This is a genomic window from Micromonospora sp. MP36, assembly GCF_008119785.1.
In the GTDB taxonomy this organism is placed as follows: Bacteria; Actinomycetota; Actinomycetes; order Mycobacteriales; family Micromonosporaceae; genus Micromonospora.
Genome location: NZ_VSFA01000035.1, coordinates 1 through 25663, shown reverse-complemented (window position 1 = coordinate 25663; position 25663 = coordinate 1). Strand labels below are relative to the sequence as shown.

General features: G+C 72.8%; 26 protein-coding genes. 15 read left to right on the top strand and 11 right to left on the bottom strand.

Annotation, left to right across the window (positions count from 1 at the left end; genetic code table 11):
- Positions 1-7 precede the first annotated feature (7 nt).
- Positions 8-928, bottom strand: a complete 921-nt coding sequence (locus tag FXF52_RS22095) for a 5'-3' exonuclease (RefSeq protein ID WP_148799567.1) — start codon at positions 926-928, stop codon at positions 8-10.
- Between the two features lie 57 nt (positions 929-985).
- Positions 986-1204: a hypothetical protein gene (locus tag FXF52_RS22090; protein WP_148799565.1), complete on the bottom strand. Its 219-nt coding sequence runs from the start codon at positions 1202-1204 to the stop codon at positions 986-988.
- A gap of 103 nt (positions 1205-1307) precedes the next feature.
- Between FXF52_RS22090 and FXF52_RS22085 the strand changes: the two genes are divergently transcribed.
- A complete protein-coding gene (locus FXF52_RS22085) occupies positions 1308-2381 on the top strand; it encodes a DUF4037 domain-containing protein (protein WP_148799563.1) in 1074 nt (357 codons plus the stop codon).
- Positions 2382-2429: 48 nt separating this feature from the next.
- On the opposite strand, the gene FXF52_RS22080 is transcribed toward FXF52_RS22085, so the two are convergent.
- Positions 2430-3017: a hypothetical protein gene (locus FXF52_RS22080; RefSeq protein WP_148799562.1), complete on the bottom strand. Its 588-nt coding sequence runs from the start codon at positions 3015-3017 to the stop codon at positions 2430-2432.
- 250 nt (positions 3018-3267) lie between these two features.
- On the opposite strand from FXF52_RS22080, the gene FXF52_RS22075 reads away from it, so the two are divergent.
- A complete protein-coding gene (locus tag FXF52_RS22075) occupies positions 3268-4380 on the top strand; it encodes an FAD-dependent monooxygenase (protein ID WP_255472219.1) in 1113 nt (370 codons plus the stop codon).
- A gap of 39 nt (positions 4381-4419) precedes the next feature.
- On the opposite strand, the gene FXF52_RS22070 is transcribed toward FXF52_RS22075, so the two are convergent.
- Positions 4420-5688 (bottom strand): MFS transporter, encoded by a 1269-nt coding sequence (locus FXF52_RS22070; protein ID WP_148799558.1) that lies wholly within the window; start codon positions 5686-5688, stop codon positions 4420-4422.
- Between the two features lie 85 nt (positions 5689-5773).
- On the opposite strand from FXF52_RS22070, the gene FXF52_RS22065 reads away from it, so the two are divergent.
- The 4 genes from FXF52_RS22065 (at position 5774) to FXF52_RS22050 (ending at position 8693) form a co-directional block, all read left to right on the top strand.
- Positions 5774-6655, top strand: a complete 882-nt coding sequence (locus FXF52_RS22065; RefSeq protein WP_148799556.1) for a winged helix-turn-helix transcriptional regulator — start codon at positions 5774-5776, stop codon at positions 6653-6655.
- 176 nt (positions 6656-6831) lie between these two features.
- Positions 6832-6954 (top strand): 50S ribosomal protein L36, encoded by a 123-nt coding sequence (locus FXF52_RS22060; RefSeq protein WP_148799554.1) that lies wholly within the window; start codon positions 6832-6834, stop codon positions 6952-6954.
- 265 nt (positions 6955-7219) lie between these two features.
- Complete coding sequence (locus FXF52_RS22055; protein ID WP_148799552.1) at positions 7220-8032, top strand: SigB/SigF/SigG family RNA polymerase sigma factor; 813 nt, start codon at positions 7220-7222, stop codon at positions 8030-8032.
- 250 nt (positions 8033-8282) lie between these two features.
- Positions 8283-8693 (top strand): hypothetical protein, encoded by a 411-nt coding sequence (locus tag FXF52_RS22050; protein ID WP_148799550.1) that lies wholly within the window; start codon positions 8283-8285, stop codon positions 8691-8693.
- Positions 8694-8773: 80 nt separating this feature from the next.
- Here the strand turns inward: FXF52_RS22050 and FXF52_RS22045 are convergent, their stop codons facing one another.
- From FXF52_RS22045 to FXF52_RS22030, 4 genes are all read right to left on the bottom strand, one after another.
- A complete protein-coding gene (locus FXF52_RS22045) occupies positions 8774-9850 on the bottom strand; it encodes a cellulose binding domain-containing protein (protein WP_148799548.1) in 1077 nt (358 codons plus the stop codon).
- A gap of 59 nt (positions 9851-9909) precedes the next feature.
- Positions 9910-11073: a low temperature requirement protein A gene (locus FXF52_RS22040; protein ID WP_370518012.1), complete on the bottom strand. Its 1164-nt coding sequence runs from the start codon at positions 11071-11073 to the stop codon at positions 9910-9912.
- A 242-nt stretch (positions 11074-11315) separates the two neighbouring features.
- The gene (locus FXF52_RS22035; RefSeq protein ID WP_148799546.1) at positions 11316-11657 is read right to left on the bottom strand and encodes an MmcQ/YjbR family DNA-binding protein; all 342 of its coding nucleotides are present in this window, start codon (positions 11655-11657) and stop codon (positions 11316-11318) included.
- A 49-nt stretch (positions 11658-11706) separates the two neighbouring features.
- Positions 11707-12315 carry a TetR/AcrR family transcriptional regulator gene (locus tag FXF52_RS22030; protein WP_148799544.1) on the bottom strand — a complete coding sequence of 203 codons (609 nt, stop codon included), beginning with the start codon at positions 12313-12315 and terminating at the stop codon, positions 11707-11709.
- Positions 12316-12418: 103 nt separating this feature from the next.
- Here FXF52_RS22030 and FXF52_RS22025 point away from each other — a divergent pair, with 103 nt between their 5' ends.
- The 3 genes from FXF52_RS22025 to FXF52_RS22015 all read left to right on the top strand — a co-directional run bounded on the left by FXF52_RS22025 (position 12419) and on the right by FXF52_RS22015 (position 15491).
- Complete coding sequence (locus tag FXF52_RS22025; protein WP_222870603.1) at positions 12419-12886, top strand: MarR family winged helix-turn-helix transcriptional regulator; 468 nt, start codon at positions 12419-12421, stop codon at positions 12884-12886.
- Positions 12883-14511, top strand: a complete 1629-nt coding sequence (locus FXF52_RS22020; protein ID WP_148799539.1) for an MDR family MFS transporter — start codon at positions 12883-12885, stop codon at positions 14509-14511. Before FXF52_RS22025 ends, FXF52_RS22020 begins: the two co-directional genes overlap by 4 nt.
- A 98-nt stretch (positions 14512-14609) precedes the next feature.
- Complete coding sequence (locus FXF52_RS22015; RefSeq protein WP_148799537.1) at positions 14610-15491, top strand: phosphatase PAP2 family protein; 882 nt, start codon at positions 14610-14612, stop codon at positions 15489-15491.
- A gap of 81 nt (positions 15492-15572) precedes the next feature.
- On the opposite strand, the gene FXF52_RS22010 is transcribed toward FXF52_RS22015, so the two are convergent.
- Together FXF52_RS22010 and FXF52_RS22005 are read right to left on the bottom strand one after the other, a co-directional pair.
- Positions 15573-16748, bottom strand: a complete 1176-nt coding sequence (locus FXF52_RS22010) for a zinc-dependent alcohol dehydrogenase (protein ID WP_148799535.1) — start codon at positions 16746-16748, stop codon at positions 15573-15575.
- Between the two features lie 10 nt (positions 16749-16758).
- On the bottom strand, positions 16759-17733 hold the full coding sequence (locus tag FXF52_RS22005; protein ID WP_148799533.1) for an SRPBCC family protein: 975 nt from the start codon (positions 17731-17733) through the stop codon (positions 16759-16761).
- Positions 17734-17984: 251 nt separating this feature from the next.
- Here FXF52_RS22005 and FXF52_RS22000 point away from each other — a divergent pair, with 251 nt between their 5' ends.
- Positions 17985-18680, top strand: coding sequence for an SDR family oxidoreductase (locus FXF52_RS22000; RefSeq protein ID WP_148799531.1), 696 nt, complete (start codon positions 17985-17987; stop codon positions 18678-18680).
- On the top strand, positions 18674-20311 hold the full coding sequence (locus FXF52_RS21995) for an MFS transporter (RefSeq protein WP_255472215.1): 1638 nt from the start codon (positions 18674-18676) through the stop codon (positions 20309-20311). Before FXF52_RS22000 ends, FXF52_RS21995 begins: the two co-directional genes overlap by 7 nt.
- 13 nt (positions 20312-20324) lie before the next feature.
- Here the strand turns inward: FXF52_RS21995 and FXF52_RS21990 are convergent, their stop codons facing one another.
- The gene (locus FXF52_RS21990) at positions 20325-20714 is read right to left on the bottom strand and encodes a DUF2267 domain-containing protein (protein WP_148799529.1); all 390 of its coding nucleotides are present in this window, start codon (positions 20712-20714) and stop codon (positions 20325-20327) included.
- Positions 20715-21002: 288 nt separating this feature from the next.
- Here FXF52_RS21990 and FXF52_RS21985 point away from each other — a divergent pair, with 288 nt between their 5' ends.
- The 4 genes from FXF52_RS21985 (at position 21003) to FXF52_RS21975 (ending at position 25642) form a co-directional block, all read left to right on the top strand.
- Positions 21003-21743, top strand: coding sequence for a lytic polysaccharide monooxygenase (locus FXF52_RS21985; RefSeq protein WP_148799527.1), 741 nt, complete (start codon positions 21003-21005; stop codon positions 21741-21743).
- A gap of 68 nt (positions 21744-21811) precedes the next feature.
- On the top strand, positions 21812-22381 hold the full coding sequence (locus FXF52_RS21980; RefSeq protein WP_148799525.1) for a DUF305 domain-containing protein: 570 nt from the start codon (positions 21812-21814) through the stop codon (positions 22379-22381).
- Between the two features lie 43 nt (positions 22382-22424).
- On the top strand, positions 22425-22547 hold the full coding sequence (locus FXF52_RS43210; RefSeq protein ID WP_255472213.1) for a hypothetical protein: 123 nt from the start codon (positions 22425-22427) through the stop codon (positions 22545-22547).
- Between the two features lie 311 nt (positions 22548-22858).
- Entirely contained in the window at positions 22859-25642 is a 2784-nt protein-coding gene (locus FXF52_RS21975) for a M36 family metallopeptidase (RefSeq protein ID WP_148799523.1), read from the top strand.
- The last annotated feature ends 21 nt before the right edge of the window (positions 25643-25663 follow it).

Genomic DNA, 25663 nt, shown 5'->3' with positions numbered 1-25663 from the left:
CCGAAGGTCAGGATCGGGCGGCGAGGGCGTCCACCAGGCGGCGGCACGAGCCGGCGAGGTTCCACCGCTGCGCCAGCTCCAACAGCCGGTCCGGGTCGGCGGGCGCGGTCGGCAGCGCGGTGGCCAGCTGCGGCAGTGGCACGTCCGTGGCGACCTGGACGACCTTCGGCGCGACGGCCAGGTAGTCACGGGCCGCCGCCAGCTTGGTGCGCAGGCCGGGGGCGAAGCCGGACTCGCCGTCGTCCAGCGCGGCGAGGATGCCGGGCAGCCCGCCGTATCGCTCGATCAGCCGGGCGGCCGTCTTCTCGCCGACCCCGGGCACCCCGGGCAGCCCGTCGCTCGGGTCACCGCGCAGGGCGGCGAAGTCGGCGTAGCGGTCGGCGGGGACGCCGTAGCGGGCGCGGACGGCGGCGTCGTCGCAGTCGTCCAGCTTGGCCACGCCCCGCCCGATGTAGAGCAGCCGCACCTGGCGGGCGTCGTCGACGAGCTGGAACAGGTCCCGGTCGCCGGAGACCACCTCCGCCGGGCCGGGCTGGGTCACCGACAGGGTGCCGAGCACGTCGTCGGCCTCGTAGCCGGTGGCGCCGACGGCGGTGATGCCGAACGCGTCGAGCACCTCCAGGATCATCGGCACCTGCGGGGAGAGGGTGTCCGGCACCACCTCGCCGCCCTCCGGCGCGACCCGGTGCGCCTTGTACGACGGCAGCAGCTCCACCCGCCACGCCGGGCGCCAGTCATGATCCAGCGCGCAGACCATGCGGTCGGGGCGGCGGGTGCGGACCAGCTGGGCGAGCATGTCGAGGAAGCCGCGGACGGCGTTGACCGGCTGGCCGTCGTCCGTCTTCGCGGCGGACTCGGGGATGCCGAAGTAGGCGCGGAAGTAGAGGCTGGGGGAGTCGATCAGCAGGATCGGGGGTTGGTGTGCCACGCCACCAGATTGGCACAGCGGTGTGACGAGGTGGGGGACGGTGATCGTGCCCTGACGTCAGCCGCCGTCGTGGCGGTACAGGGTCTCCCGGCGGGCCAGCCGTTGCAGCGCGTAGCTCGCGACCAGCAGGACGATCGCCAGCGCCACCTCGACCCAGGCCAGGGTCCCGTTGGCGACGATCAGGCCGACCAGGAGCAGCGCCAGCCCGACCACGGCGAGGACGCCGGCCCACAACAGCCGGCGACGCCGTACGGCCGTTCGACCGCTCTCCGACACCGCGCCGCCCCCCTGCACGTCTTTCGCCCAGGCTATCGGCACACCGCGGCCGGTGGACCGATAACCGCTGGGTGGCCCGGTGCCGGACCGGCAGACTGACGGCATGGCGTTCGTACCCGGACTGACGCTCTGCCGGCTCTTCCACGACGAGGTGATCGCCCCGCTGGTGGCCCGCCGCCTGCCCGGCCTCCGGTACGCCGCCGGGCTGCTCGACGGCGGCTCGGAGCTGCTTGGGCTGGACACCCCGCGCTCCACCGACCACGACTGGGGGCCGCGTACGCAGCTCTTCGTCGCCGATCCCGCCGACGTCGCGCCCGTGCTGGCGGTGTTGGACGCGGAGCTGCCGGCGGAGTTCCTCGGCTGGCCGACCCGGTTCGCCGGCGGCCCGGACGTCCGGCTCGGCGTGGTACGGGCCGATGGCGACCGGCACGGGGTGACCGTCGACGAGCTGGGCGGGTGGCTGTGCGGGCGGCTGGGCTGCGACCCGCGCGCCGGGTTGGCGGTGGCGGACTGGCTGGCCGTGCCCACTCAGCGGCTGGCCGAGCTGACCGGCGGGGCGGTCTTTCACGACGGGCTCGACGGGGCGCTCACCTCGGCCCGCGCTCGTCTCGCCTGGTATCCGGACGACGTCTGGCGGTACGTGCTGGCGGCCGGCTGGCACCGGATCGGCCAGGCCGAGCACCTGGCCGGCCGGTGCGCCGAGGTCGGCGACGAGCTGGGCAGCCGGGTGGTGACCGGCGGGCTGGCCCGGGACCTGATGCGCCTCGGCCTGCTGCTGCACCGTCGCTGGCCCCCGTACGCGAAGTGGCTCGGCACCGTCTTCGCCGCGCTGCCGCCGGCGGCTCCCGTGCTGGACGCGCTGGCCGCCGCTCTCGGGCCGGGCGGCTGGCCGGAGCGACAGGCCGGGCTGGTCCGGGCGCTGGAGACCGTTGCCGCCTGGACCAACGACACCGGGCTGGCCGCCCCGGTCGACCCGACCGTGCGGCAGTTCCACCACCGCCCGTTCCTGGTCCTGGACGCGGACCGGTTCGTCGCCGCGCTGCGGGCCGCCGTCACCGACCCGGAGCTGCGGGCCTGCCCGCCGGTCGGCGCGGTGGACCAGTACGTCGACAACGTCGCCGTGCTCACCCACGCGGAGCGGGTCCGCCGGGTCGCCGCCGCCGTTCGGTCGGACTGACCGTCCCGCCACGCCACGTTGGCGGGACCGGCCGGGTCGGACAGTCGGTCAGCGCGTGGAGCCCGTCCGCCACAGCGCTGCGGCGAGCCAGAGCAGTCCGGCGCCGACCAGCGCGCCGTGCCCGATGCGGATGGCCGCTGGGGTGAAGAACTGTGGCAGGAAGGTGAGGAAGCCGAGGGCGAACGGCGCCGCGCTGAGTTTGGGCATCAGGCTGCTGCGCCAGACCGCCACTGCGGCGAGGGCGGCGCCGATGCCGAGCGCCAGCAGGCCCGCCAGGAAGCTGGTGCCCGCCACCGGATCGAACCGTACGTGGTCGGCCATGGCGAGGATGTCGATCTGCGGGTTGGACACGGCCTGGGTCGCGATCGCGTGCAGGCCGAACGCCTCAGCGCCGTAGTAGGGCAGGACCAGGCCGCTGCCGACGGCGCTGGTGACGAAGGCGGTGATGGCGGTGCGGCCGGCCGGGGTGCCGGTGACGGCCTGGGCGAGGGCCAGCAGGCCGAGCGGCACCAGGATGATACCGATCATGGCGAATGTGTGCGCGGGCACCCAGGTGTCGGCGGACATCGCGGCGAGGGCGCCGGCTGCGGTGGACTCGTCGTGCCAGGGGCGGAGGGCGGGGTAGAGGACGAACATGAAGGCTGCGGCGGCGAGGGCGGCCGCACCGACTCGGACCCGGCTGATCGGAGGCTCCTTGACTCGTTGAGGGGGCGGGGCAGGGATGGGAGGAATCCCACTGAGGCCCCAGCGGACCTAGCTAATTGCTGTAGCCAGAAAGCTAATGCTATTAGCTTTTGGTGTCAAGAGAGCTGCAGGGAAACGCGCGGCGGTGCGGCGGTTGCTGCGACGGGCGGCCGGACGGGAGGCCTGGACTAGCCTCGGGGTCGTGCGGACCGTGCTCATCTCCGGGGCCGGCATCGCCGGCAACACCCTCGCCTGGTGGCTGGCCCGGCACGGCTTCCGGCCCACGGTCGTCGAGCGCGCCGCGGGGCAGCGGTCCAGCGGCGCCCCGGTCGACGTGCGCGGCCCCGCGCTCCCGGTGGTCGAGGCGATGGGCCTGCGGGACGTGCTGCGCTCGGCCGCCACCCCGGTGACCGGCGTACGGCTGGTCGACGCCGCCGGGGCGACCGTCGCCCGGGTGCCGATGGCCGCCACCCGCGCCCCGCACAGCACCGAGCTGGAGATCCCCCGCGCCGATCTCGCCGCGATCCTGCACCAGGCCGCCGCCGACCAGGCCGAGTTCCGCTACGGCGACAGCATCACCGGGCTGGCCGAGGATCCCGCCGGTGTCGACGTCACCTTCGCCCGCGGTGCGCCCGGCCGGTTCGACCTGGTCGTCGGGGCGGACGGCCTGCATTCGGCGGTGCGCCGCCTCGCCTTCGGGCCGGAGTCAGCGCACGTGCGGCACCTCGGTGTGTGGGTGGCCACCCTGCCGCTCGGTGGGCCCGCCGACGACCCGTACGACGTGCTGCTGTACAACACCCCGGGCCGGCTGGCGTCCGTGCACCCGGCCCGGGGCTGCGCCCTCGCCGCCCTCATCTTCCGTGGCCCGATGGTCGACTGCTTCGACCACCGGGACCTCGCCCAGCACAAGCGGCTCGTCCTCGGGGCGTACCAGGGCGACGTGGGCTGGCGGGTGCCGGAACTGCTCGACCGGGTGCGGTCCGCCGACGACCTCTACTTCGACAGCGTGAGCCGGGTGCACCTGCCCCGCTGGTCGCGGGGCCGGATCGTGCTCGTCGGCGACGCCGCCTCGTGCGTGTCGCTGTTCGGCGACGGCTCCAGTCTCGCCATCGCCGGCGCGCATGCTCTCGCCGAGGCGCTCGCCGCCGCCGACCACCTGTCGGCGTTCCGCTCGTACGAGGCGGGGCACCGGCGGCGTACAGAGCCGAAGCGGCGGGCGGCCCGGTACTCCGCCGCGCTGCTGGTACCGCGTACCCGGCTTGGCCTGGCGACCCGCAACGGCCTCGCCCGGGTCCTGGCCGCCGTGCGGCGGTGACGGCGGTGCCGCCCGATGGAAGCCGCCGGTGGGCGGCGGTCAGCCGACCGGGACTGTCGGCCGCTCGGTCGGGTCGTCGACCCCCAGGTCGGCGAGGTCGCGCAGCCCGCGTACGGGGGACAGGAGCAGGGCCAGGGGCGCCAGCACGGTCGCCGCGGCGAACACGAGGAGCGTCGGTCGCGCCCCGGCGAGGCCGGCCAGCGCGCCGGCGACCACCCCGCCGACGGGGATGGCGCCCCAGGAGACGAAGCGGACCGTGGCCATCACCCGGGAGAGCAGGTCCGGCGGGCTGGCGGTCTGCCGGTAGGTGCGGGTGGTCACGCTGAGCACCACCACGCCGCCGGCGAAGAACACGTTGCCGGCGGCGAACGCCAGGTACGCCGGCCAGCCGGCGCCGATCGGCACCAGGAACGCGCCGCCGACCCCGATCAGGCAGGCGACCACCAGGGACCGGGCCGTGCCCCACCGCTTCGTGATCCACGGGGTCAGGGTGGCACCGACCAGCGACCCGATCCCTTCGACCGCGAGCAGCACACCGACCAGGGCGGCCGGGGCGTGCAGCTCCCGGACCAGGTAGAGCGGGTAGACCGCCAGCTGGGCGCCGCAGACGAAGTTCACCGCGGTGGCGGTCCACATGGTCGGCCCCATGATCGGATGGCGGGTTACGTACCGCCAGCCCTCGCCGATCATGGTGCGCACCGGCGGCCGGTGGTCCGGGGCGTCGCCGCGGCGGGCGGGCAGGGACCACAGCAGCGCGGCGGAGACCAGGTAACTGGCCGCGTCGACGAGCACGGCCGGCACCGCGCCGAGCGCCTGCACCGCCAGGCCGCCGAGGGACGGCCCGCTGAGCTGGGTGCCGGCGTGGGTGGCCGAGGTGAGGCTGTTGCGGGCGTGCAGCTGCTCCCGCGAGACGATGGCGGGCAGGAAGGTGGCGTTGGCGACGTCGAAGAGCACGTTGGCGAAGCTGACCACCAGCGCCACGATCACCAGCTGGGCGACGGTCAGCAGGTCCCACCACCAGGCGAGCGGGATGGAGACGACCGCGAGTGCCCGGGCCAGGTCGGCGCCCACCTGCGCGCCGCGCAGCGGCAGCCGCTGCACGATCACGCCGGCGGGCAGCCCGATGACCAGCCAGGCGACGTAGCTCGCCGCGGCGATCAGCCCCATCTCGAACGGGGACGCGTCCAGCACGGTGAGCGCGGTCAAGGGCAGCGCGACCGCCCCGACCGCCGACCCCACCGAGCTGGTCGTGCCGGCCGCCCACCAGCGCCAGAACACGCCGGGCCTGGCCCCCTGCCCGACGGACATGCCGTCAACCCCCGATCCGAGCCCAGTGAGTTCCAATCTGGAACGGACTATAGTCGAGTCGGCCGGTCGAGCGGGAGGTGGGGATGTGAGGCGCGCGGATCTCGGCGACGCCGACTGCGGCATCGCCCAGGCCCTGGGCGTGCTCGGCGACTGGTGGACCTTCCTGATCGTCCGCGAGGTCGCCGGCGGCACCACCCGGTTCGACGCGTTGCAGCGGGAGCTGGGGGTCAGCCGGCGGGCGCTCACGGAGCGGCTCGGCGGCCTGGTCGAGCAGGGGGTGCTGCACCGCCGGCCGTACTCGGCCCACCCGCCGCGCCACGACTACCTGCTGACCGGCAAGGGCGAGGCGCTGCTGCCGGTGCTGGTCGCCCTGCAGGACTGGGGGACCCGGCACGTGATGGGCGACGGCGGGCTCACCGCCATCGCGGCGGCCGACTCCGCAGAGGCGCGCCGGGTGCACCGGCTGGTCGGCCGCCGCGTACCGGACATGACGTTGCGCCGGCACGACGGCGGGGAGGAGCCGCCCGCCCCGCCTGGCCGGTGGACCGTCCTCTACCTGTTTCCGGGGGCGTTCGCGCCGGGGGCCCAGGGCCTCCCGCCGGCCTGGGGGGAGATCCCCGGCGCCGTCGGGTGCACCCTCGAGTCCCGGACGTACGCCGACCGGCACGAGCTCTTCCACGCCGCCGGCGCCGAGGTGCGCGGCGCGAGCACCCAGCGGCCCGACCAGCTCCGCGCCTTCGCCGAGCACGCCCGCCTGCCGTACCCGCTGCTGTCCGACGAGGACGGTCGGCTCGGCGCCGGTCTGCTGCTGCCCACCTTCCGAGCGGGTGGGGTGCAGCGGTTCAAGCGGCTGACGCTGCTGATCGACCCGGAGTCGGTGGTACGCGCGGTGCAGTTCCCGGTGACCGACCCGGCCGGCTCCGTCGACGGGATGCTCGACGAGGTGCGCCGGCGCGTCTCCCGCTAGCCACACCGGTGGCACCGGCCAATCGACTTCCTTCACCCGCTGCCGGACAGCGCGACGGCCGCTGGACGCCGGCGTCCAACGGCCGTCCCGGCCACCAGCCCCTCCCGCATGACCGCGCCGGCGTCGGGTACGCGATCCGGACAGCCGAGAATCCAGCAGGAATGGGGTGAACCGGAATGAAGGTCCGAAGCTCCCTCCGTGGACTGAAGCGGAAGATGAACTCGATCGTGGTGCGCCGGCGGGGCAAGGTCTTCGTGCTCAACAAGGCGGATCCGCGGCAGAAGGCCCGCCAGGGCTGACCAGTGGCTTGCGGCCACCCGCACTGGCGGTCGACCTGCGCTGGTCCACGCGGCGCGGTCCCGCCGGTGCTGGTCGTGGCGCCTCTTCGCGGGGCCGTCCGGTGGCGCGCGCCACTCCCGTTACCCGGGGCTCTGGGCAGTATTTGTACACCGTTGGGCGCTTTGTCCATCGTCCGTTCGGTTGATTGGTGGCCAGCCTTTGGTCTAGGGTGACTGGCACGACCGGTGCTGGGAGGCGCCGTCTCCCCAGGACAGGAAGGGCAGCATGACTACGACGACCATCGCGCCGACGACGACAACCGACGTGCACCGCACGGCCACCACCGGCGAGGAGACGCGGGCCAGCGAGCTGATTGCCGCCCTTGCCGCGCTGCCCGCGGAGCACCCGGACCGGCAGGCTCTGCGCAACCAGGTCATCGAGGCGTGGCTGCCGCTGGCCAACCACCTCGCGGCCCGCTACAGCGGCCGGGGTGAGCCCACCGGGGATCTGGCCCAGACGGCGGCCCTCGGCCTGATCAAGGCGGTGGACCGGTTCGACGCCTCGCGCGGCGTCGACTTCGCGGGGTTCGCCATCCCGACCATCCTCGGCGAGATCAAGCGGCACTTCCGCGACCGCACCTGGAACATCCGGGTGCCCCGCCGACTGCAGGAGCTGCGGCTGCGCATCTCCGAGGCGAACGGCACCCTCACCCAGACCCTCAACCGGGCCCCCACGGTCGCCGACATCGCCGCCCACCTCGACCTCACCGAGGAAGAGGTCCTCGAGGGCCTGGAAGGGGCTCGCGCCTACAACGCCGTGTCGCTGTCGACCCCCATCGGCGACAGTGACAGCGCCACCGAGCTGGGCGACACCCTCGGCACCGAGGACGGCGAGTACGAGCTGGCCGAGTTGCGCGCCTCGCTCGGGCCGGCGCTGGCCACACTCGACGAGCGGGAGCAGCGGATCCTCACCCTCCGCTTCTACGGCAACCTGACCCAGAGCGAGATCGCCGCCCGGGTCGGGGTGTCCCAGATGCACGTCTCCCGGCTGCTCGCCCGTGCGTTGACCAAGCTACGCGGCCAGCTCACCGAGGCCTGATCCGCCCGGTTCCTCGCCCCGCCGCCGGCTCCCCCCGGTGGCGGGGCGTTTCCGGTTCCGGCGGTGTCGGCCGAACGGTGCGGTGAGCGGTCCACCTGGTACTTGATTTTCGTGAAATAATGTGGTATTATGTCCGATTGTGACTGGTAGCGTGGCGGCCCCTGCGGGGGCGCGCTTCGTCGCGCCGCCCGGGGTGCCACCGACGGCCCGCCGTCCCGGCGCGGTCGCCCTCCGGAAAGGACCGGTCGCCTTGCCCAACGCCTCCATCGGCTCGCTCGACAGCCGCGTGCGTAGCTTCCTCGCCGTTCTCGCCCCGGCGTCCGACCCCGCGGACGATCCCGCGGTCGGCGGCTGCTTCGCCGATCCGTTCCTGCTGGCCGACGAGAGCGGCGCCCGGCCGGTGTCCCGTGCCGCGTTCCTCGCCGCGCTGCCCGGTCGGGCGCAACTGTTCGCCGACCTCGGGTTGGGTCCGGCGACGCTGACCGGCGTGGCCTGTGACCGCCTCGACGACCGGTACGTTCTGGCCCGTACCGACTGGACGGCGTCCCGGGTCGACGGCGGCCGACCGGTGCCGCTCGCGTCGTCGTTCCTGCTGTACGACGACGGCGAGCAGTTCCGCGTCGTGCTCTACCTCAACCACCAGGGTCTGCCGCAAGCCTGACCCACCTCCGAGGCTGACGTCGGCTCCGGTTGGGGCCGCCCCTGGCGGGCCGTGCCCGCTGGACGGCGGCCCCGCCGCCACTACAGGCCGGCGCACGCCTCACCATCGACCGTGCAGCCCTCGGGCGCGGTGACCGACGCGTCCGGATCTCGGACGTCGAACCGGAACGTCATCGAACCCCCGGCCGGCACGGCCGAACCGGTGAAGGTGACCACCTTCCCGTTCTGGCTGGCCTCCGCCCCGTTGACGTTGCCGATCGAGGCTCTCGCGCCGAGCGTCACGATCACCGTCCAGCCCTCCTTCGCCGCGCTGCCGGGATTGGTGAGCGTCACCGCGCCCCGGTAGCCCAGCAGCCGGTCGGAGACGGTCTCGTAGCGGGCGGTCAGGGCGGGGGCGGACGGTGCGGTCGCGCCCGGCGTACGACTGGGCCTGGCCGTCGGGGTGGGGTGGGGCGTGGCACTGCGCCGGCTCCCGGCGGTCGCCGTCCTGGTCGGGGTGGGCCGGGGCGCGGCGCTGGTGGCGGTCGGGAGCACCAGCGGAGTCGACGGGGGCGTGGCGTCCGGGAGTTCGGCCGTCGGCCGCCGCGTCGCCCACACGCCCGCCCCCACGGCCAGGAGGAGGACCGCCAACGCGCCGATCAGCACCGCCCCCAGCCGTCTGGTCCGGGTCCGGCCGTCGCCGAGCAACCGGACCACCGGAAGCTCGGCGGTCAGTCCGCCCTCGGCGCGACGCAGGTCGACCTGCTGGAACGCCAGCCAGTCGAGGATCGCCGGCAGCCGTACCGCCAGCGCCTGCTGGTGCTGCTCCGCCCGGCGGTCGCCCTGCGCGTCGTTCCACTCGCCCTGCTCCAGCATCTCGTGCAGGGACAGCCGGCAGCCGTGGCTGGTGGGAACGACCGTGCAGGTCAGCACGGTCTGCCGGTCGCCCTCCCGGCAGTGCAGCACCAGCCGCTCCGGCGCCTGCCGCTCGACCACGGTCGCCTCGACGTCGGCGTCGAAGCCGGACAGTCCCGCTGTCCGCAGCAACAGCCGGTCCGGGGCGTCCGCCACCGGCGTGGCCTCGACGAACCACTTGGTCAGGTACGCCGCGTCGGTCAACGCCCGCCAGACCCGGGCGGGCGGATGGAACAGGTCGACCTCGGTGCCGATCTCGATCACGCGCAGATGCTACGGCTCGGCTGTCCCACCATTTCGGACGGGCGGCCCCTCCACCGGCGTCACTCCGTCGGCTTCTGCGGGCCCTCCTCGTGCCAGCGGGCCCGCCAGGCGGCCTCGCTGGCCTCGTAGACGGTCTTCTCCTCGTACACGGCCTGACGCAGGGCACGCCGGGAGTCCGCGAACACCACCAGTTCGACGACGACGAGGGCGACGCAGATGGCCGTCAGCAGGGCGAGCGCCCCGAGCGCCGGGAAGTGCTGGGCGACGGGGAGCCCGAGCGCGAGCGCCACGAGCGTGCCGATCCGGGTCCACGTCACGGTGCGTAACGTGCGGAGCTGGAACGCCACGTCGGCGGCCAGGTAGAGCATCACCCCGGCGAACAGCATCGGCACGGCGGGTCCGGGCGCGTGCTCGCCCGCCCCACCCGCCGGCTCGGTGATGGTGAGTACCACGGCCTCCGCGCCGATCGCGAACAGGATCACGCCGGCGATCATCGGCAGGTAGAGGTAGGCGTACGCGTCGCGGGCCATCGCCACCCGGGGGTGGCCCTGGGCGGCGTGCAGCGTGATCCGGGCGGCCGGGCCGATCATGTCGAAGTGCGCCCACCACAGCGCCGCCGTGAAAAGGATTCCCAGGATGGCCGCCGGCACGGCCGGCCAGGTCACCGCCTTACCGATCAGGTCGCCGCCGACACCGACCGAGATGACGGACTCGCCCAGCGCGATGATGAGGATCAGGTCGTACCGCTCGGTCCAGTGCTCGGCGGAGGTGATCTGCCAGCCCCTGGTGGCGGCCAGCAGGCTGCTGGTGTACTGCAGGAGGACAACCACGATCCACAACCCGTCCCGCAGCCACAGCCCCAGGTTCGGGTCCCCGATCTTCGGCGGGACCAGCGCGGCGACCAACAGCAGGACGGTCGTGATCACCGCCTCCGGGGCGAACTGGTACAGCCCCCGGCGGATCGCCGGCCGGTCCCGGGTGGCGTGCGCGTACAGCGCCATGTGGACGGCGCGGATCACCACGTAGCTGATCGTGACCAGGATCGGTCCGGCGGCGCTCCGGTGCAGGGTGCCGAAGGTCTGGGGCAGCGCCAGCGCGAAGATGAACAGCGCGATCATGCCGATCACGGTCAGCACCGGCACGAAGCCCTCGCCGAGCCGGAGCTGGCTGGCGACCACGCTGTGCACCACCCAGCACCACCAGAGGACGGCGAGCACCAGCATCGCGTGCAGAGCAGTTCCCGCCAGGTCACGTTCGCGGCGGTGGCTCGGGTGATGATGAAGAACGACACGACGAAGACGAGGTCGAAGAAGACCTCGAACTTGTCCACCCGGGCGGCCGGGGCGATCGGAACGGCGGGCCCCAGCCGCCCGCGCCACCCCTCGCCGCTCACCGGGCGAGTCTTTCAACGTCGCCCGGGTCGTGGGGCCGAATCCACCGGCATCGCCGGGTGGCCCGCTCAGTCTCAGTCGCCCAGCCGCTGGCGGGCGAGGAACTTGGGCACCACCATCCGCCACGCCTCGCACACCAGCTCGGTCATCTGGTCGTGGTCGAGCCGGTCGAGGTGGCAGCACACCCAGTTGAACCGCAGGTCGGACGGGCGGGGGAGGAAGAACAGGGCCGGCTCGGCGGCGATCAGGCCGTCCCGCTGCTCCTTCGGGTAGCCGAAGCCCATGGTCCGCTCGTCGCGCGAGAACGCGACGTAGACGATCGCGCCGACGCGGAACTTGATCCGGTCGTGGATCAGGTGCTCGCTGGTGCGGGGCAGTGTCCGGGCCAGCGCCCGGACGTCATCGACGGTGACCACGGGACGGACCGTAACCCCGCTGTACGACAGTTCACCGCCACGGCTGGCGTCAGCCGCTGCGGCCCTCGGTCGCCGCCGCCGGGGCCGCCTGGGCCAGCGTTACCCGGAGCGTGTCGACCAGCGGGCCGTGCGGTTGTTCGATCCAGTGCTGGACGGCGACCCGCAGCGAGGCCAGGAAGGTCGCGGCCAGGATCCGGGAGCGCAGCGCCGTGTCGGGGCCGGTGAGCCGGTGGGTCAGCTCGCCCGCCAGTTCCCGTTCGATCGCCCCGTAGGCGGCGACCTGGTGTGCGAGGAGGCCGGGGTGTCCGTGCAGCTGACGGCGTCGGGTGAGCCAGGACATGGTCGGTTCGTCGAACACCTCGATGGCCTGGCGTAGCGCGGCCTGGCTCAGCGCGGTCCACGGCGGCTCGTCGGCGGGCCGCTCGCGAAGCAGCTCCAGCATCCGGCGCAACCGCACGGTGTCGCCGTGGAAGAGCGCCTCCTCCTTGCTGGAGAAGTAGTTGGAGAAGGTCCGCCGGGAGACGTTCGCGGCGTCCGCGATCGCCTCGACGGTGACCCGCTCCGGCCCCTGCTCCGCTGCGAGGCGCAGGGCCGCCTCGTGCAGGGCGAGACGGGTCGCCGCCTTCTTGCGTTCCCGCAACCCCGTGGACTCCGTCATGAACACCAGCGTACGTGATCCATTTCTCAACGAGCAAACTTGCCTACTGCGCAAGATTCGCGAATTATTGCTTGAGGCAACCAATTCGGTCTGGAGGGAAAGCGTGGACCCCGCCACCCGCGAACTCGGCGCGCGGCTGCAGGAGCTGCTGACCGGCGTACGGCTGCTCAAGCAACGGCGCGCCGACGACCGGCCGATCGTGCCGCCCGGCCTGGTGGGCATCCTCATGCACATCGACCGCTGCGCCACCGGCTGCCAGGCCCGGGAGCTGGCCGAACGGACCCGGCTCGACCCGTCGACCGTCAGCCGGGCGGTCACCGCCCTGGTCGCGCACGGCCTGGTCGATCGGGCTGCCGACCCGAGCGACCGGCGGGCCAGCCACCTGACCGTCACCGCGGCCGGCCGCGCGGCCCTCACCGACACCTACGCCTGGTACGGCCGGGTGCTCACCCGAGCGCTCGCCGACTGGACCCCCGGCGAGGTGGCGGCGCTGTCCGCCGCGCTCGGCCGGTTGACCCGCGACATCGAGGTCGCCCTCGCACACCACGACAACCTGGAGGACGCGCGATGAGCGCACCCACCGCAGCTGAGCCCATGGGCAAGCGGCAGACGCTGGAAGCACTCAGCGGCCTGCTGCTGGTGCTCTTCGTCGCCATGCTCAGCGGCACGGTCGTCTCGACCGCCCTGCCGAAGATCATCGGAGCGCTGAACGGCTCGCAGACCCAGTACACCTGGGTGGTCACCGCCACCCTGCTCACCGCGACGGCAACCACCCCCATCTGGGGCAAGCTGGCCGACCTGTTCAACAAGAAGATCCTCATCCAGGCCGCCATTGTGGTCTTCCTGGCCGGATCGGTGGCCGCCGGCTTCGCGCAGAACGCCGGCCAGCTCATCGGCGCCCGCGCGTTCCAGGGCATCGGCGTCGGCGGCCTCCAGGCCCTCGTCCAGGTCGCCATCGCCGCGATGATCCCACCGCGCGAGCGCGGCCGGTACAACGGCTACCTCGGCGGTGTGATGGCCCTCGCGACCGTCGGCGGCCCGCTGCTCGGCGGCCTCATCGTCGACACCTCCTGGCTCGGCTGGCGCTGGTGCTTCTTCGTCGGCGTACCCGTCGCCGTCATCGCGCTGATCCTGCTCCAGGTCACGCTGCGCCTGCCCACCGTGCGCCGCGACAACGTCAAGATCGACTACCTCGGCGCGACGCTCATCGCCGCCGGCGTCAGCGTGCTGCTGATCTGGATCTCGTTCGTCGACAGCTCGTTCGCCTGGATCTCCTGGCAGACCGGTGCGATGGTCGGCGGCTCGGTGCTCCTGCTCGCCCTGGCCGCCTGGGTCGAGTCCCGGGCCGCCGAGCCGGTCGTCCCCCTCAAGATCGTCCGGGAACGCACCACCGCCCTGGCCATCCTCGGCAGCCTCGCGGTCGGCATGGCCATGTTCGGCGGCGCCGTCTTCCTCGGCCAGTACTTCCAGATCGGCCGCGGCTACAGCCCGACCGAGGCCGGCCTGCTCACCATCCCGATGATGGCCGGCGTCCTGCTCTCGTCGATCGTCGCCGGTCGACTCATCACCAAGACCGGCCGGATCAAGCCGTACATCGTCGCCGGGTCGATCATCCTGGTCGCCGGCTTCGCCCTGCTCGGCACCATCGACCACGAGACGTCGCTCGTCCTGCTCGGTGCGGCCATGTTCATCGTCGGCACCGGCGTCGGCATGACCATGCAGAACCTGGTGCTCGCCGTGCAGAACACGGTCGCGCTCAAGGACATCGGCGCGGCCAGCTCCAGCGTCGCGTTCTTCCGCTCCCTCGGTGGCACCATCGGCGTCTCCGTGCTCGGTGCCGTCCTGGCCCGCCGGGTCACCGACCAGATCACCCACGACCTGGCCGCCGCGGGCATCCCCACCAGCGGCGGTGGCGGCAGCAGCTTGAACCTCAGCGGGCTGCCCGCGCCGGTGGAGCACATCGTCCGCGCCGCGTACGGCGACGCCACCGGCCACATCTTCCTCATCTCGGCCGCGATCGCCGTCGTCGGCATCCTCGCCGCGCTGCTGCTCAAGCCGGTCACCCTGCGGTCCAGCCTGGACCTGCCGGACAGCGCGCGGTCGGCCGCCGTCGCGGCCGACGCGGTCGACGGCGCGCCCGCCTTCGACCAGGTGCCCGTCGACGCCGGGACGAACCGTGATCCGTCCCGCCGCTGACGCCTGACCCACCGGTTCAGGGCCGTCGCCGTCCCGGCGGCGGCCCTGAACCGTCCCGCGACAGCCGGCATCCGCCGGTCGTGACGAATCGAGAACGTGTGGACACCACGGAGGCGGCCCCGACGGCGGGACCCGGCGGGCGGCGGAACCTCGCCCTGAGTCGCGCGGCACGCGAACTGGCGCTCGTCGCCGCGCTGTTCCTCGCGTACAAGATCGGCCGCGTCGCCGCCGCGGGCCGGGAGCCGACCGCGGTGCTCAACGGGGAGCGGGTCTGGCGGTGGGAACGGTTGCTCCACCTACCTGCCGAGGCCGCCCTCCAGCAGCCGTTGCTCGCCCACGAGCTGCTGGTGCGGCTGACCAACACGTACTACGCCTACGTGCACTTCCCCGCCACGGCCCTCTGCCTGGTGTGGCTGTACGTGCGCCGCCCCGCCCACTACCGCTGGGCCCGCCGGATGCTCGCCACGCTCACCGCGGCCGCGCTGGTGCTGCACTTCCTGCTCCCGCTGGCTCCGCCGCGGCTGACCGGTCGGACCGGCATGATCGACACCGCGAGCCGGTTCGGACCCGCGGTCTACGGCGCACCCGAGGCCGACACGGTGAGCAACCAGTACGCCGCCATGCCGTCCCTGCACGTCGGCTGGGCGCTGGTCGTCGCCGTCGTGCTGGTCCGGGTCACCGCCGGCCGGCTGCGTTGGCTCTGGCTGACGCACCCGCTCGCCACGCTGCTGGTGGTCGTCGGCACCGGCAACCACTACTGGCTGGACTGCCTGGTCGCCGCGGCGCTGCTCGGCGTGATCCTGGCGGTGCTGCCCGGGCCGGACAGCGACGGCCGAACGGACGGCGCGGCGGTGCCGCCCGGCATGGCGCGGACCGGCCGCCACGTGCCGCCGCGGGGGCGTCGTGGCCTCCCCGGCGCGTCCGTCCCAATCGACCGGACCCGGCCCGCCGGGCGATGGCAGCGCACCACCCGCCGATAGCCACCGCCGCTCCGATCGGCCTCCGGAACGCCCGGGCAGGCCCGGGCCCCTGCCGGCGCAGCGGCCGGGCTCGCCGGCCGGCTACGGCTTGAGCACGACCTTGACGCAGTCCTCCTGCTTGTTCTTGAAGATGTCGTACCCCTGGGGCGTGTCCTCGAGCCGCATCGTGTGCGTGATGATGAAGCTGGGATCGATCTCGCCCCGACGGATCCGCTCCAGCAACGGCCGCATGTAGCGCTGCACGTGGGCCTGACCCGAGCGCATGGTCAGCGAGCGGTTCATGAACGAGCCCATCGGGAACTTGTCGATGAACCCGCCGTACGCGCCGATTGCCATCACCGTGCCCCCGTTGCGGCAGCTCAGGATCGCCTCGCGCAGCGCGTGCGGCCGGTCCGTCTCCGCCTTGGCCGCCTGCTTCGCCCGGTCGTACGCGTGCAGCGCCGCTGACGGGTGATGCCCCTCCATCCCGACCGCGTCGATGCACGCGTCCGGGCCCCGGCCGGCGGTCATCTCCCGCAGCGTGTCCAGGACGTCGGTCTCCTCGTAGTTGATCGTCTCCGCGCCGGCCTTGTCCCGGGCCATCCGCAGCCGGTACGGGTACCGGTCGATGACGATCACCCGGCCGGCGCCGAGCAGGTAGGCGCTGACGGTGGCGAACAGGCCGACCGGGCCCGAGCCCCAGACGGCGACGGTGTCGCCGGGCTTGATGTCGCACTGCTCGGCGGCCATGTAGCCGGTGGGCAGCACGTCGGAGAGGAACAGCACCTGCTCGTCCGGCAGGTCGTCCTCGATCTTGAGGGCGCCGACGTCGGCGTAGGGCACCCGGACGTACTGCGCCTGCCCGCCCGCGTACCCGCCCATCAGGTGGGAGTAGCCGAAGATGCCGGCGGGGGAGTGGCCCATCGCCACTTCCGCCATCCCGGCGTTCGGGTTGGAGTTCTCGCAGACCGAGTAGAGCCCGCTCTGGCAGGAGACGCAGTCGCCGCAGGCGATGGGGAAGCCGACGACCACCCGGTCACCGACCCGCAGCCCGTCCCGTGCGCCCGGGCCGAGCTCCACCACCTCACCCATGAACTCGTGCCCGAGGACGTCGCCGCGCTTCATCGGGGGGATGAAGCCCTCGAGCAGGTGCAGGTCGGAGCCGCAGATGGCGGACGAGGTCACCCGGACGACGGCGTCGCGGGGGTTGAGGATCTGCGGGTCCGGTACGTCTTCGACCGCCACGCGGTGGGGGGCGATCCAGCAGTTGGCCCTCATCGTGTCTCCCTCACGCTATCCGGGCCAGCGGTCGGGCCGGGCGCTGCCTGGCCTGCGACTTGAGGCTCGTGCCGTCCGGTGTGCCGTCGGACCGGGTGATCTCACCGGTCTCGATGACCTGCTTGAATCGCCGCAGGTCGTCGCAGATCTGCTGCTGCGGGTGCTCGCCGAACGCGCGCGCCGCCAGGCGACCCAGGGGCCGCCCGGGCACCGAGTACTCCAGCTCGACCCGCACCTCGGTGCCCCGGCTGCCGGCGGCCGGCATGAACCGTACGGTGCCGGAGTTCGGGACCTTCGCGCCGTCGACGGAACGCCACCGGATCAACTGGTTCGGCCGGTCCTCGATGATCTCGGCCTCCCACTGCACGCTCCGGCCGGCGGGGGCCTTCGCGGTCCACCGCGTCCGCTGCGGGTCCGTCCGGCGCACGGACTCGAGGTGGTACATGAACCGGGGCAGGTTCTCGAAGTCGTGCCAGAAGTTGTACGCCTCCTCCGGAGTGCGGTTGACCGTCACCGAGCCGTACGCCCGGCCGCCGTCGCGGACCCGGCGGCGCTGGGTCGCGCGGACCGAGACGTACAGGTCGACCGCGGTGATTCCGGCGAGCGCCGCCATCGGGTACGCCAGCCGGCGCCGGCGCTTGCCGCGGCGGTTGCGCATCGCCAGGCCCGTCGCGGCCAGGTCCATCGCGTCACCGGCCACCCGGGTCCACGTGTTCAGGGCGGCGCGGCGGGGAATCAGCAGCGCCGCGGCGTGGCCCAGCTCCCGGACGCCGGCGGCCCGCAGCACCGCCCGGGCGGTGCGTGAGTCGCCGACGCCGCACGCCTGGGCGATGCGGGACCCGGCGGCGAGGGCGGTCACGCCGAGACCGAGGCTGATCCAGCCGAGGACGCGGGCCAGCCCCTCCGTTGCGCGGTCCTGGGCCGCGCGCTCGATGCCGAGGGCGTCCGTCACCGAGCGGACCCCCGTGGTGGTCTTTCGTGTCATGCCTGCTCACCCATCTTCGAGTAGTTGCTGCCGGCGATCGGCGTCGCGTCCCGTACTGGCCGGCGTGCCATTCCCGCAAAATCGGTCCGCACACCCCGCGACCGGGGCGGATCCCCGACCGGTCGCGCCGCCCCGGCCTGCCGCCGCGTCGGCGGCCTCCCGCGTGCCGCCCGGGTGTGGAACCGGCCCGAGCGGGAACGCAGCCCGGGCGCACCCGCGAACGCTCGTGCGTCGCGACCGACTGGAGAGGGATGGGCGCCAGAACCTTCATCGTGGCCGGCGGAACCAGCGGACTCGGTCTGGCCGTCGCCCGCCTGCTCGTCGAGGAGCACCAGGTGGTCGTCCTGGGCGACGCGCCCGACGAGATCGCCGCGGTCTCCGACGACCTGCAGTGCGCCGGGATCGTCTGCGACATCTCCTCCTACGAGCAGGTCCGGGACGCGTTCGCCGAGGCGGTCGACCGGTACGACGTGATCGACGGCGTCGCCGCCTGCGCCTCCGTGTGGGCGGGCGGGGCCCTCGAGGAACTGTCCCCGCAGCGGATCCGCCGGGCGGTCGAGGTCAACGTGCTCGGCACCACCTACGTGTGCAAGGAGGCCCTGCACCACCTGCACCGGCAGAACTTCGGCAACCTGGTGTACGTCGGCGCGATCGCGGTGACCCACGCCCGCCCCGGCATCCCCGTCTACCGGGCCACCAAGAGCTACGGCGCCAGCCTCATCGAATCCCTCGCCGAGGCGCAGCACAGCAACCGGATCAAGGTCATGCAGCTGCACCCGGGGCCGATGCCCACCCGGCTGCAGGAGCGCGTCGGCGACGAGTTCCTCGACGAGATCTACGCCATGCCCGAGCAGGTGGCGCCCGAGGTGGTGCGGCTGCTCCAGTTCACCCCCGACGACCTGTACGTCTCCGGGGAGCGGGTGCTGCGGGCGGACGGCCGGTGGTAGCCGCCAACGACGCCACCGCGGCCGAGCCTCAGATCTCGGCGTGGGCGCCGCTGCGCACGGCGGCCTACCGCAGCCTGTGGCTGGCGCTGCTCGCGGCGAACATCGGCACCTGGATGCAGACCGTCGGCGCTCAGTGGCTGCTGGTCCACACGTCGAACGCCTCCACCCTGGTCGCCCTGGTGCAGACCGCCAGCCTGCTGCCGATGCTGCTGCTGGCGCTGCCCGCCGGCGCCCTCGCGGACACCTTCGACCGCCGGCACCTGCTGGTCGCCGTGCAACTGTTCATGGTCGTGGTGGCCGTGGCGTTGACACTGCTCACGGCGGCCGGGCGGATGCCACCGGCGCTGCTGCTCACGCTCACGTTCGCCTTCGGGGTGGGGCAGGCGCTGACCCTGCCGGCGTGGGCGGCGGTGATCCCGGAGCTGGTGTCCCGCGAGCAGTTGCGGGCGGCCTCCGCGCTCGGCTCGATCAGTGTCAACGTGGCCCGGGCCGTGGGGCCGGCCGTGGCCGGTGTGCTGATCGCCCGGGCGGGCGTGGCCCCGGTCTTCGGCTTCAACGCCGTGGCGTTCCTGATCTTCGCGCTGGCGCTGGTCCGGTGGCGGCCCGGCGACGCCCGCGCCGTCGAGGTGCCCGAGCGGTTCACCGCCGCACTGCGGGCCGGCGGCCGGTACGTCCGCCACTCGCCGACCGTGCGCCGGCTGCTGCGCCGCGCGCTGGTGTTCGTGATCCCGGCGAGCGCGCTGTGGGCGCTGCTGCCGCTGGTGGCCAGCCGCCGCCTGCACATGAACTCCAGCGGATACGGCCTGCTGCTGGCCGCGCTCGGGGTGGGTGCCATCGTGGGTGCCCTGCTGCTGCCGTGGATCCGCACCCGGCTGACCGCCAACCAGTTCCTGCTGGTGGCGGGGCTGCTGTACGGGGCGACGCTGGCGGTGGTGGCGTCGGTCCGGATCATCCCGGTGGTGCTGGTCGCGCTGCTGCCCGCCGGGGTGGCCTGGGTGGCCGTCCTCGCCAACGTCAACGCCGAGATCCAGTTGTTCCTGCCGGCCTGGGTACGCGCCCGCGGGCTGGCCGTCTACCAGGTGGTCCAGGGCGGCGGACAGGCGGTCGGCGCGTTCCTGTGGGGTGTGGTGGCCGACTTCGGCGGGCTCGTCGGCGCGTTCTACGTCGCCGCCGCGCTGATGCTGATCGGCGCGGTGACGTCGCAGATCTGGCCGCTGCCCGACCTGCGCGGGGTGATCAAGGATCCGGCCGTCTACCGGCCACCGCTGTCGCTGGTGCTCGAACCGGACCCCCGGATCGGTCCGGTGCTGGTGCTGGTCATCTACACGGTCCGGCCGGAGCGGCAGGCCGAGTTCGTGGCGGCGATGGAGCACATCCGGGGGTTCCGGCAGCGCACCGGGGCGATGCGGTGGGGCCTGTTCCGCGCCGGGGAGACCCCGGACCAGCTCACCGAGGTCTACCTGGTGCCGTCCTGGGACGAGCACCTGCGCCAGCACGGTGGCCGGCTGACGGAGGCCGACCAGCGGGCCGAGGACCGGGCCCGGGAACTCGCCGAGGGCGCGCCCGAGGTGCGCCACCTGCTGCCGGCCTCGGCCGAGACGGCGATGACGGACAACCAGGCGGCGGCGTGACCGGCGGCGTGATTCAGCCCGACACGCTGGGCCGGCCGAACAGGGTCGCGTAACCGGACGGCAGCTGGGTCAGCACGTCGTTGAGCTCGCCGCCGGACACCGCGTCGGCGATGGTCGTGAGGACGGCGCTGGCGTCCCATTCGGCGGTCCGCTCGGTGGCGCCGGTGCCGTCGCTGATCCGCTGGAGGAATTCCGCCACTGCCACGCGCTGACCGCCGCCGCCGGCGGTCTTGAGGAAGTCGCCCAGCTGTTCCGGCAGCTGCGAGCCGAGCTGCCGCGCCTCGTCCGCGGTCAACCGCTCCGCGAGAGTGGTCACCACGACGCTGATCACCTGCTGCGCCTCCGCGGCGTCGTCGTACTCGCCCCGTTCGCGCACTCGCGCCACGAACTCCTGGTATTTCATCCCGCCCTCATCCACAGCTCACGGCGGCCCGGCGCCGGATGGGTCGGGGCCGCCTGCCGGCAGATGGCGGCATCAGACGCACGCCGCCCGCGAGGGTGATCCTGACACGCCCCGTCGGCGGGTGTGCCCGCTTCGGCGGCATCCGGGCGTGCCTCCCGGGCCGCGACTTCGCGCCGTCGACTGCATGCGTGGCCGGGCCACGATCGCGAAATCTATAGACAAGAGTCTTTACTGTTAACAAGGTTTAATTTATGTTCGTCACATCGTTTCCCGGAAGGAGAAGCCGGCATGAGTCGAAGAATCAGCTTCCCACTCCTCACCACAGGCGTCGTCGCGTCCACCCTGGCCGTCGCCGCGCCCGCCCAGGCCCACGGCTACGTCTCCTCGCCGCCCAGCCGTCAGGCGCTGTGCGCCCAGAACCGGGTCCCGGACTGCGGCCAGATTAAGTACGAGCCGCAGAGCGTCGAAGGCCCCAAGGGGCTGCGGAGCTGCCACGCCGGGATCGCCCAGTTCGCCGTGCTGAACGACGACAGCCGTAACTGGCCGGCCACCTCGGTCGGCAGCACGGTCACCTTCACCTGGGTCAACACGGCCCGCCACGCCACCAGCAACTGGGAGTACTGGATCGGCAACACCCGGGTCGCCGTCTTCGACGGCGGTGGCCGGCAGCCCGACGCGACCGTGTCGCACACCGTCAACCTCGGCGGGTTCTCCGGACGCCAGAAGCTCCTCGCCATCTGGAACATCGCCGACACCGCCAACGCCTTCTACTCGTGTGTGGACCTGCAGATCGGCGGCGGAGGCGGTCCGACGCCCAGCCCGACCCCGACCACGCCGTCGCCCACGCCCAGTCCGACCGTGACCCCGACGAGCTCGCCGGCTCCCGGCGGCACGTGGACCGCCGGCCGGGCCTACCAGGTCGGTGACCAGGTCACCTACAGCGGCCTGACGTACCGCTGCCGCCAGGCGCACACCGCGCTCCCGGGCTGGGAGCCGCCGAACACCCCGGCGCTGTGGCTCCAGGTCTGACCCGGCGGGTGCGGCCACGCCCGGCGTGTGCCGCACCCGACGCCCGGTCACCACAACAGAGGTGCGGCATGCATCACCTGGTGTCCGCCGTCCTGCTGCTGGTCCTGCTGCCCACCGCCGGTTGCGCACCCGATCCGGCCCGGCCCGCCCCGGCGCCGAGCGCGGCCGCCGACACCCCGACCAGCGGCATCGACGTGCTGTTCCTGACCATGATGGCGACGCACACCGAACAGACCCTGGAGATCGTCCGGCGCGGGCTCGCCCGCACGACCGACCCCCAGATCCGTACGCTCATCGCCGCCATCGACGTCACCGAGACCGACGAACTCGCCACCATGCGTGGCTGGTTGCGTGACGCCGGCCCCTCGGCGGTGGCCGCCGCCGCCCGGCACGACCACTCCGGACACAGCGACGCCGTCGCCGGCCTGGCCCGGCTGCGCGCCGCCCCGACCGGCGACGTGGACCGGGTGCTGCTGGAGGTGCTCAGCGCGCACCAGCGGACGGCGGCCGGCCTCGCCCGGGCGCAGGTGCGCGCCGGCACCAGTGAGCGGATCCGGGAGTTGGCCCGGCGCATCGAACGGTCACGGTCCGCCGAGGTCGAGCTGATGGCGAAGCTGGCCGCGCAGCCCAGGCAGTGACCGTACGCGCAGGTGTCGCCCTTTCGCCAGAACGTGACGCCGGTTGCCCGCCGGCGCTGCCGCGCTGGCCCACCCGGCGCTGCCGTGGATCGCGCGGCTGGGCCTGACCGGCATCTTCCTGCTCGGCCTGGTGAAGCTCGTCCACGACGCCATCCAGTTGAGCTGATTCGTCCCGTGCGGTGAACGCCTCCGCAGTGGGGCGACTGGCGGGTCGCGACAGGAGTAGAAGCTGCTGGATGAATGTTTCGCCACTCGTCGGATGATCGGCTGCAAGGGGCACCGTAGCGTCGATGCAATTCACCTCGCGCGGGTCTGGTCACTGAACGTGACCGTCCGGGTGAGTGCTGCGGATGGGCGTGGCGGGCCGCCCTCGGGCGGTGGTGGATCGGCGTTCCGTGCTGTCTTTTCCAACCCCCGAGAGGAGCAACGGTGCCTCTGCATTGGCGTCCATCCCGTGGTCGTCGCAACGCTGCGTTGTTGTTGTCCACGACCCTGGTCGCGTCGGTGACGTCGTTGGCCGGGGGACCGGCCTGGGCGGAGCCCGACGGGGCCGGTGCGAAGAATCCGATTTTCCTGACCGGCCCGAACGAGGGCGCGGCAAACGACATCGCCGTGTCCTATGTGCGCGCGCATCCGGACGACTACGGTGTCCGTGCCGCAGACGTGAGTGATCTGGCGGTGGCGTCGAGCTACACGAGTCGCCACAACGGGGTCACGCACGTGAACCTGGCGCAGCGGCACCGGGACCTGGAGGTGTTCGGGGCCACGGCGACGGTGAGCGTCGCCCGGGACGGCAGTGTCGTCTTCGTCGGTGACAGTCTGGTGTCCGGCCTGTCGGACAAGGCCTCCGGCACCGCGTCCCTGGATGCGGTCGAGGCCGTGCAGGCCGCCGCCGACGCCCTGGATCTGGCCGAGCCGGCCAGCCCGAAGGTGATGAGCCGCAGCGCCGGCGCGGCGCAGCGGACGATGGTGTCCGGTGCTGGGATCTCGGATCAGCCGATCCCGGCGAAGCTGGGCTGGCAGCCCACCGACGACGGACTGCGGCTGGCCTGGCAACTGGTGATCGACGACTCCTCCGATGTGCACCTGTGGAACGCCAGCATCGACGCCCAGACCGGTGAGCTGCTCAACGCCGACGACTGGACCCATCAGGACAGTCCTGCGGAGCTGGCCGCCACGCTCGGCCGCCGCGAGGCTCCCGCCACGAAGGTCGCCACCGCCAGCATTCCCGCGACGAAGGTCAGCCCCCCGAATCCGGCCGATGACGGGTCCAGCTACCGCGTCTTCGAGTTCCCCAAGGGCGACCCGAACGACGGCCCCCAGACCCTGGTCACCAACCCGGCGGACGGGGACGCCTCGCCGTACGGCTGGCACGACACCGACGGCGCCCCGGGCGCCGAATACACCATCACCCGGGGCAACAACGCGCATGCCTACACCGACCGGGACGCCAACAACCAGATCGACCCCGGCAGCTCCGCCGAGGGCGGCGCCGGCCTCACCTTCAACTTCCCCGCCGACCTGAACGAGCACCCGCAGACCTACACGCAGGCCGCGGTGGTGAACCAGTTCTACTGGTGCAACATCGTCCACGACCTGAGCTACCGGTACGGGTTCGACGAGGCGTCCGGCAACTTCCAGGTCAACAACTACGGCCGGGGTGGCACCGGCGGCGACGACGTGCAGTGCGAGGCGCACGACGGCTCCGGCCAGAACAACGCCAACTTCTCCACGCCGGCGCTGGACGGTGGCCGCCCCCGGATGCAGATGTTCCTCTGGCCGGGCAACCAGTTCGGCCTGCCCAACACCGTGACCATCGACGGCGGCTCCGCCGCCAGCACCTACGAGGCGGAGTACGCGCGGTTCACTCCCGCGCCCACCAGCGCCGGCTTCGCCGGCGAGGTGGTGCTGGTCAACGACGGCGTCGGGGCGACCGGCGACGGCTGCACCGCCTACAGCCTGACCCAGGGCGCGATCGCCGTGGTCGACCGGACCAGCGGTTGCAACTTCTACACCCAGGTGGCCAACGCTGAGAAGGCCGGCGCCGCCGCAGTGGTGGTGGTCAACAACGTCGCGGGCGCCCCGGCGGTGATGAGCGGATCCATGAGCCCGGCGGTCGGCATTCCCGCAGTCATGGTGAGCCAGGCCGACGGCAACCGCATCAAGGCGGGGCTTCCGGCGTCGGGGCGGGTGCAGCGGAACCTGGCCCGGCCGGCGATGCGGGATGCCTCGTTCCGCTCGGAGACGATCTTCCACGAGTACGGCCACGGCGTCTCGAACCGGCTCACCGGCGGTCCGACGGTAAACTGCCTCACCGGCGAGGAGCAGATGGGCGAGGGCTGGAGTGACTTCCTCGCGATCACCGCGCTGCTCAACCCCGCCATCGACGACCCGGAGAAGGCCCGCGGGTACGGGCAGTACGCGCTGTTCGAGGCGAGCCGGGTCGGTGGGGGTATTCGGCCGCGGCCGTACTCGCGGAACATGGAGATCCAGCCGTTCACCTACGACAGCATCAAGACCGGCGGCTGGCTGGACGGCACGTCGCTGGCCGCTCCGCACGGCATCGGTCACGGCTGGGCGGCCGTGCTGTGGGACATGACCTGGGACCTCGTCGACCGGCACGGGTTCAACCCGAACGTCTACGAGGGGTGGAACACCGGCGGTAACAACCTGGCTCTGCAGTTGGTGATCGATGGGTTGAAGATGCAGGGTTGTGGTCCGGGCTTCGTGACCGGCCGTAACGCGATCATCGCGGCCGACGCCGCCCTCACGGGTGGGGAGAACGCCTGCACTCTCTGGGCCTCGTTCGCCCGTCGTGGTCTGGGCTACAGCGCGGTGCAGGGCACCACCGGTCGCAACGACAACGCGGAGGCGTTCGACACCCACCCGTCCTGCCGGGGTGACTTCGTCGGCCGCTCAGCGCAGCCGGCGCTCAACACCGTCATCGCCGGTGACGCCGCGCCGATGAAGTTCCAGCTGTCGGCGAACCGGGGCCTGGACATCCTCGCCTCCGGGTCGCCGTACTCGCGGCTGGTCGACTGCGGCACGCTCAAGACCATCAACCCGGACGGGTCGGTCACACCGCGGCCGACCCCGGTCGCCGCGCGCAACCCGGGCGGGTCGAGCATGTCGGTCAGCGCCAACGGTCAGTACAACTACCCGTGGAAGACCGACCCCGCCTGGGCCGGCACCTGCCGTGAGTTCGTCCTGACCCTCGACAACGGATTCCAGTACCGCGCCTACTTCAAGTTCACCAGCTGAACCCGTAACACGCCGGAGGGG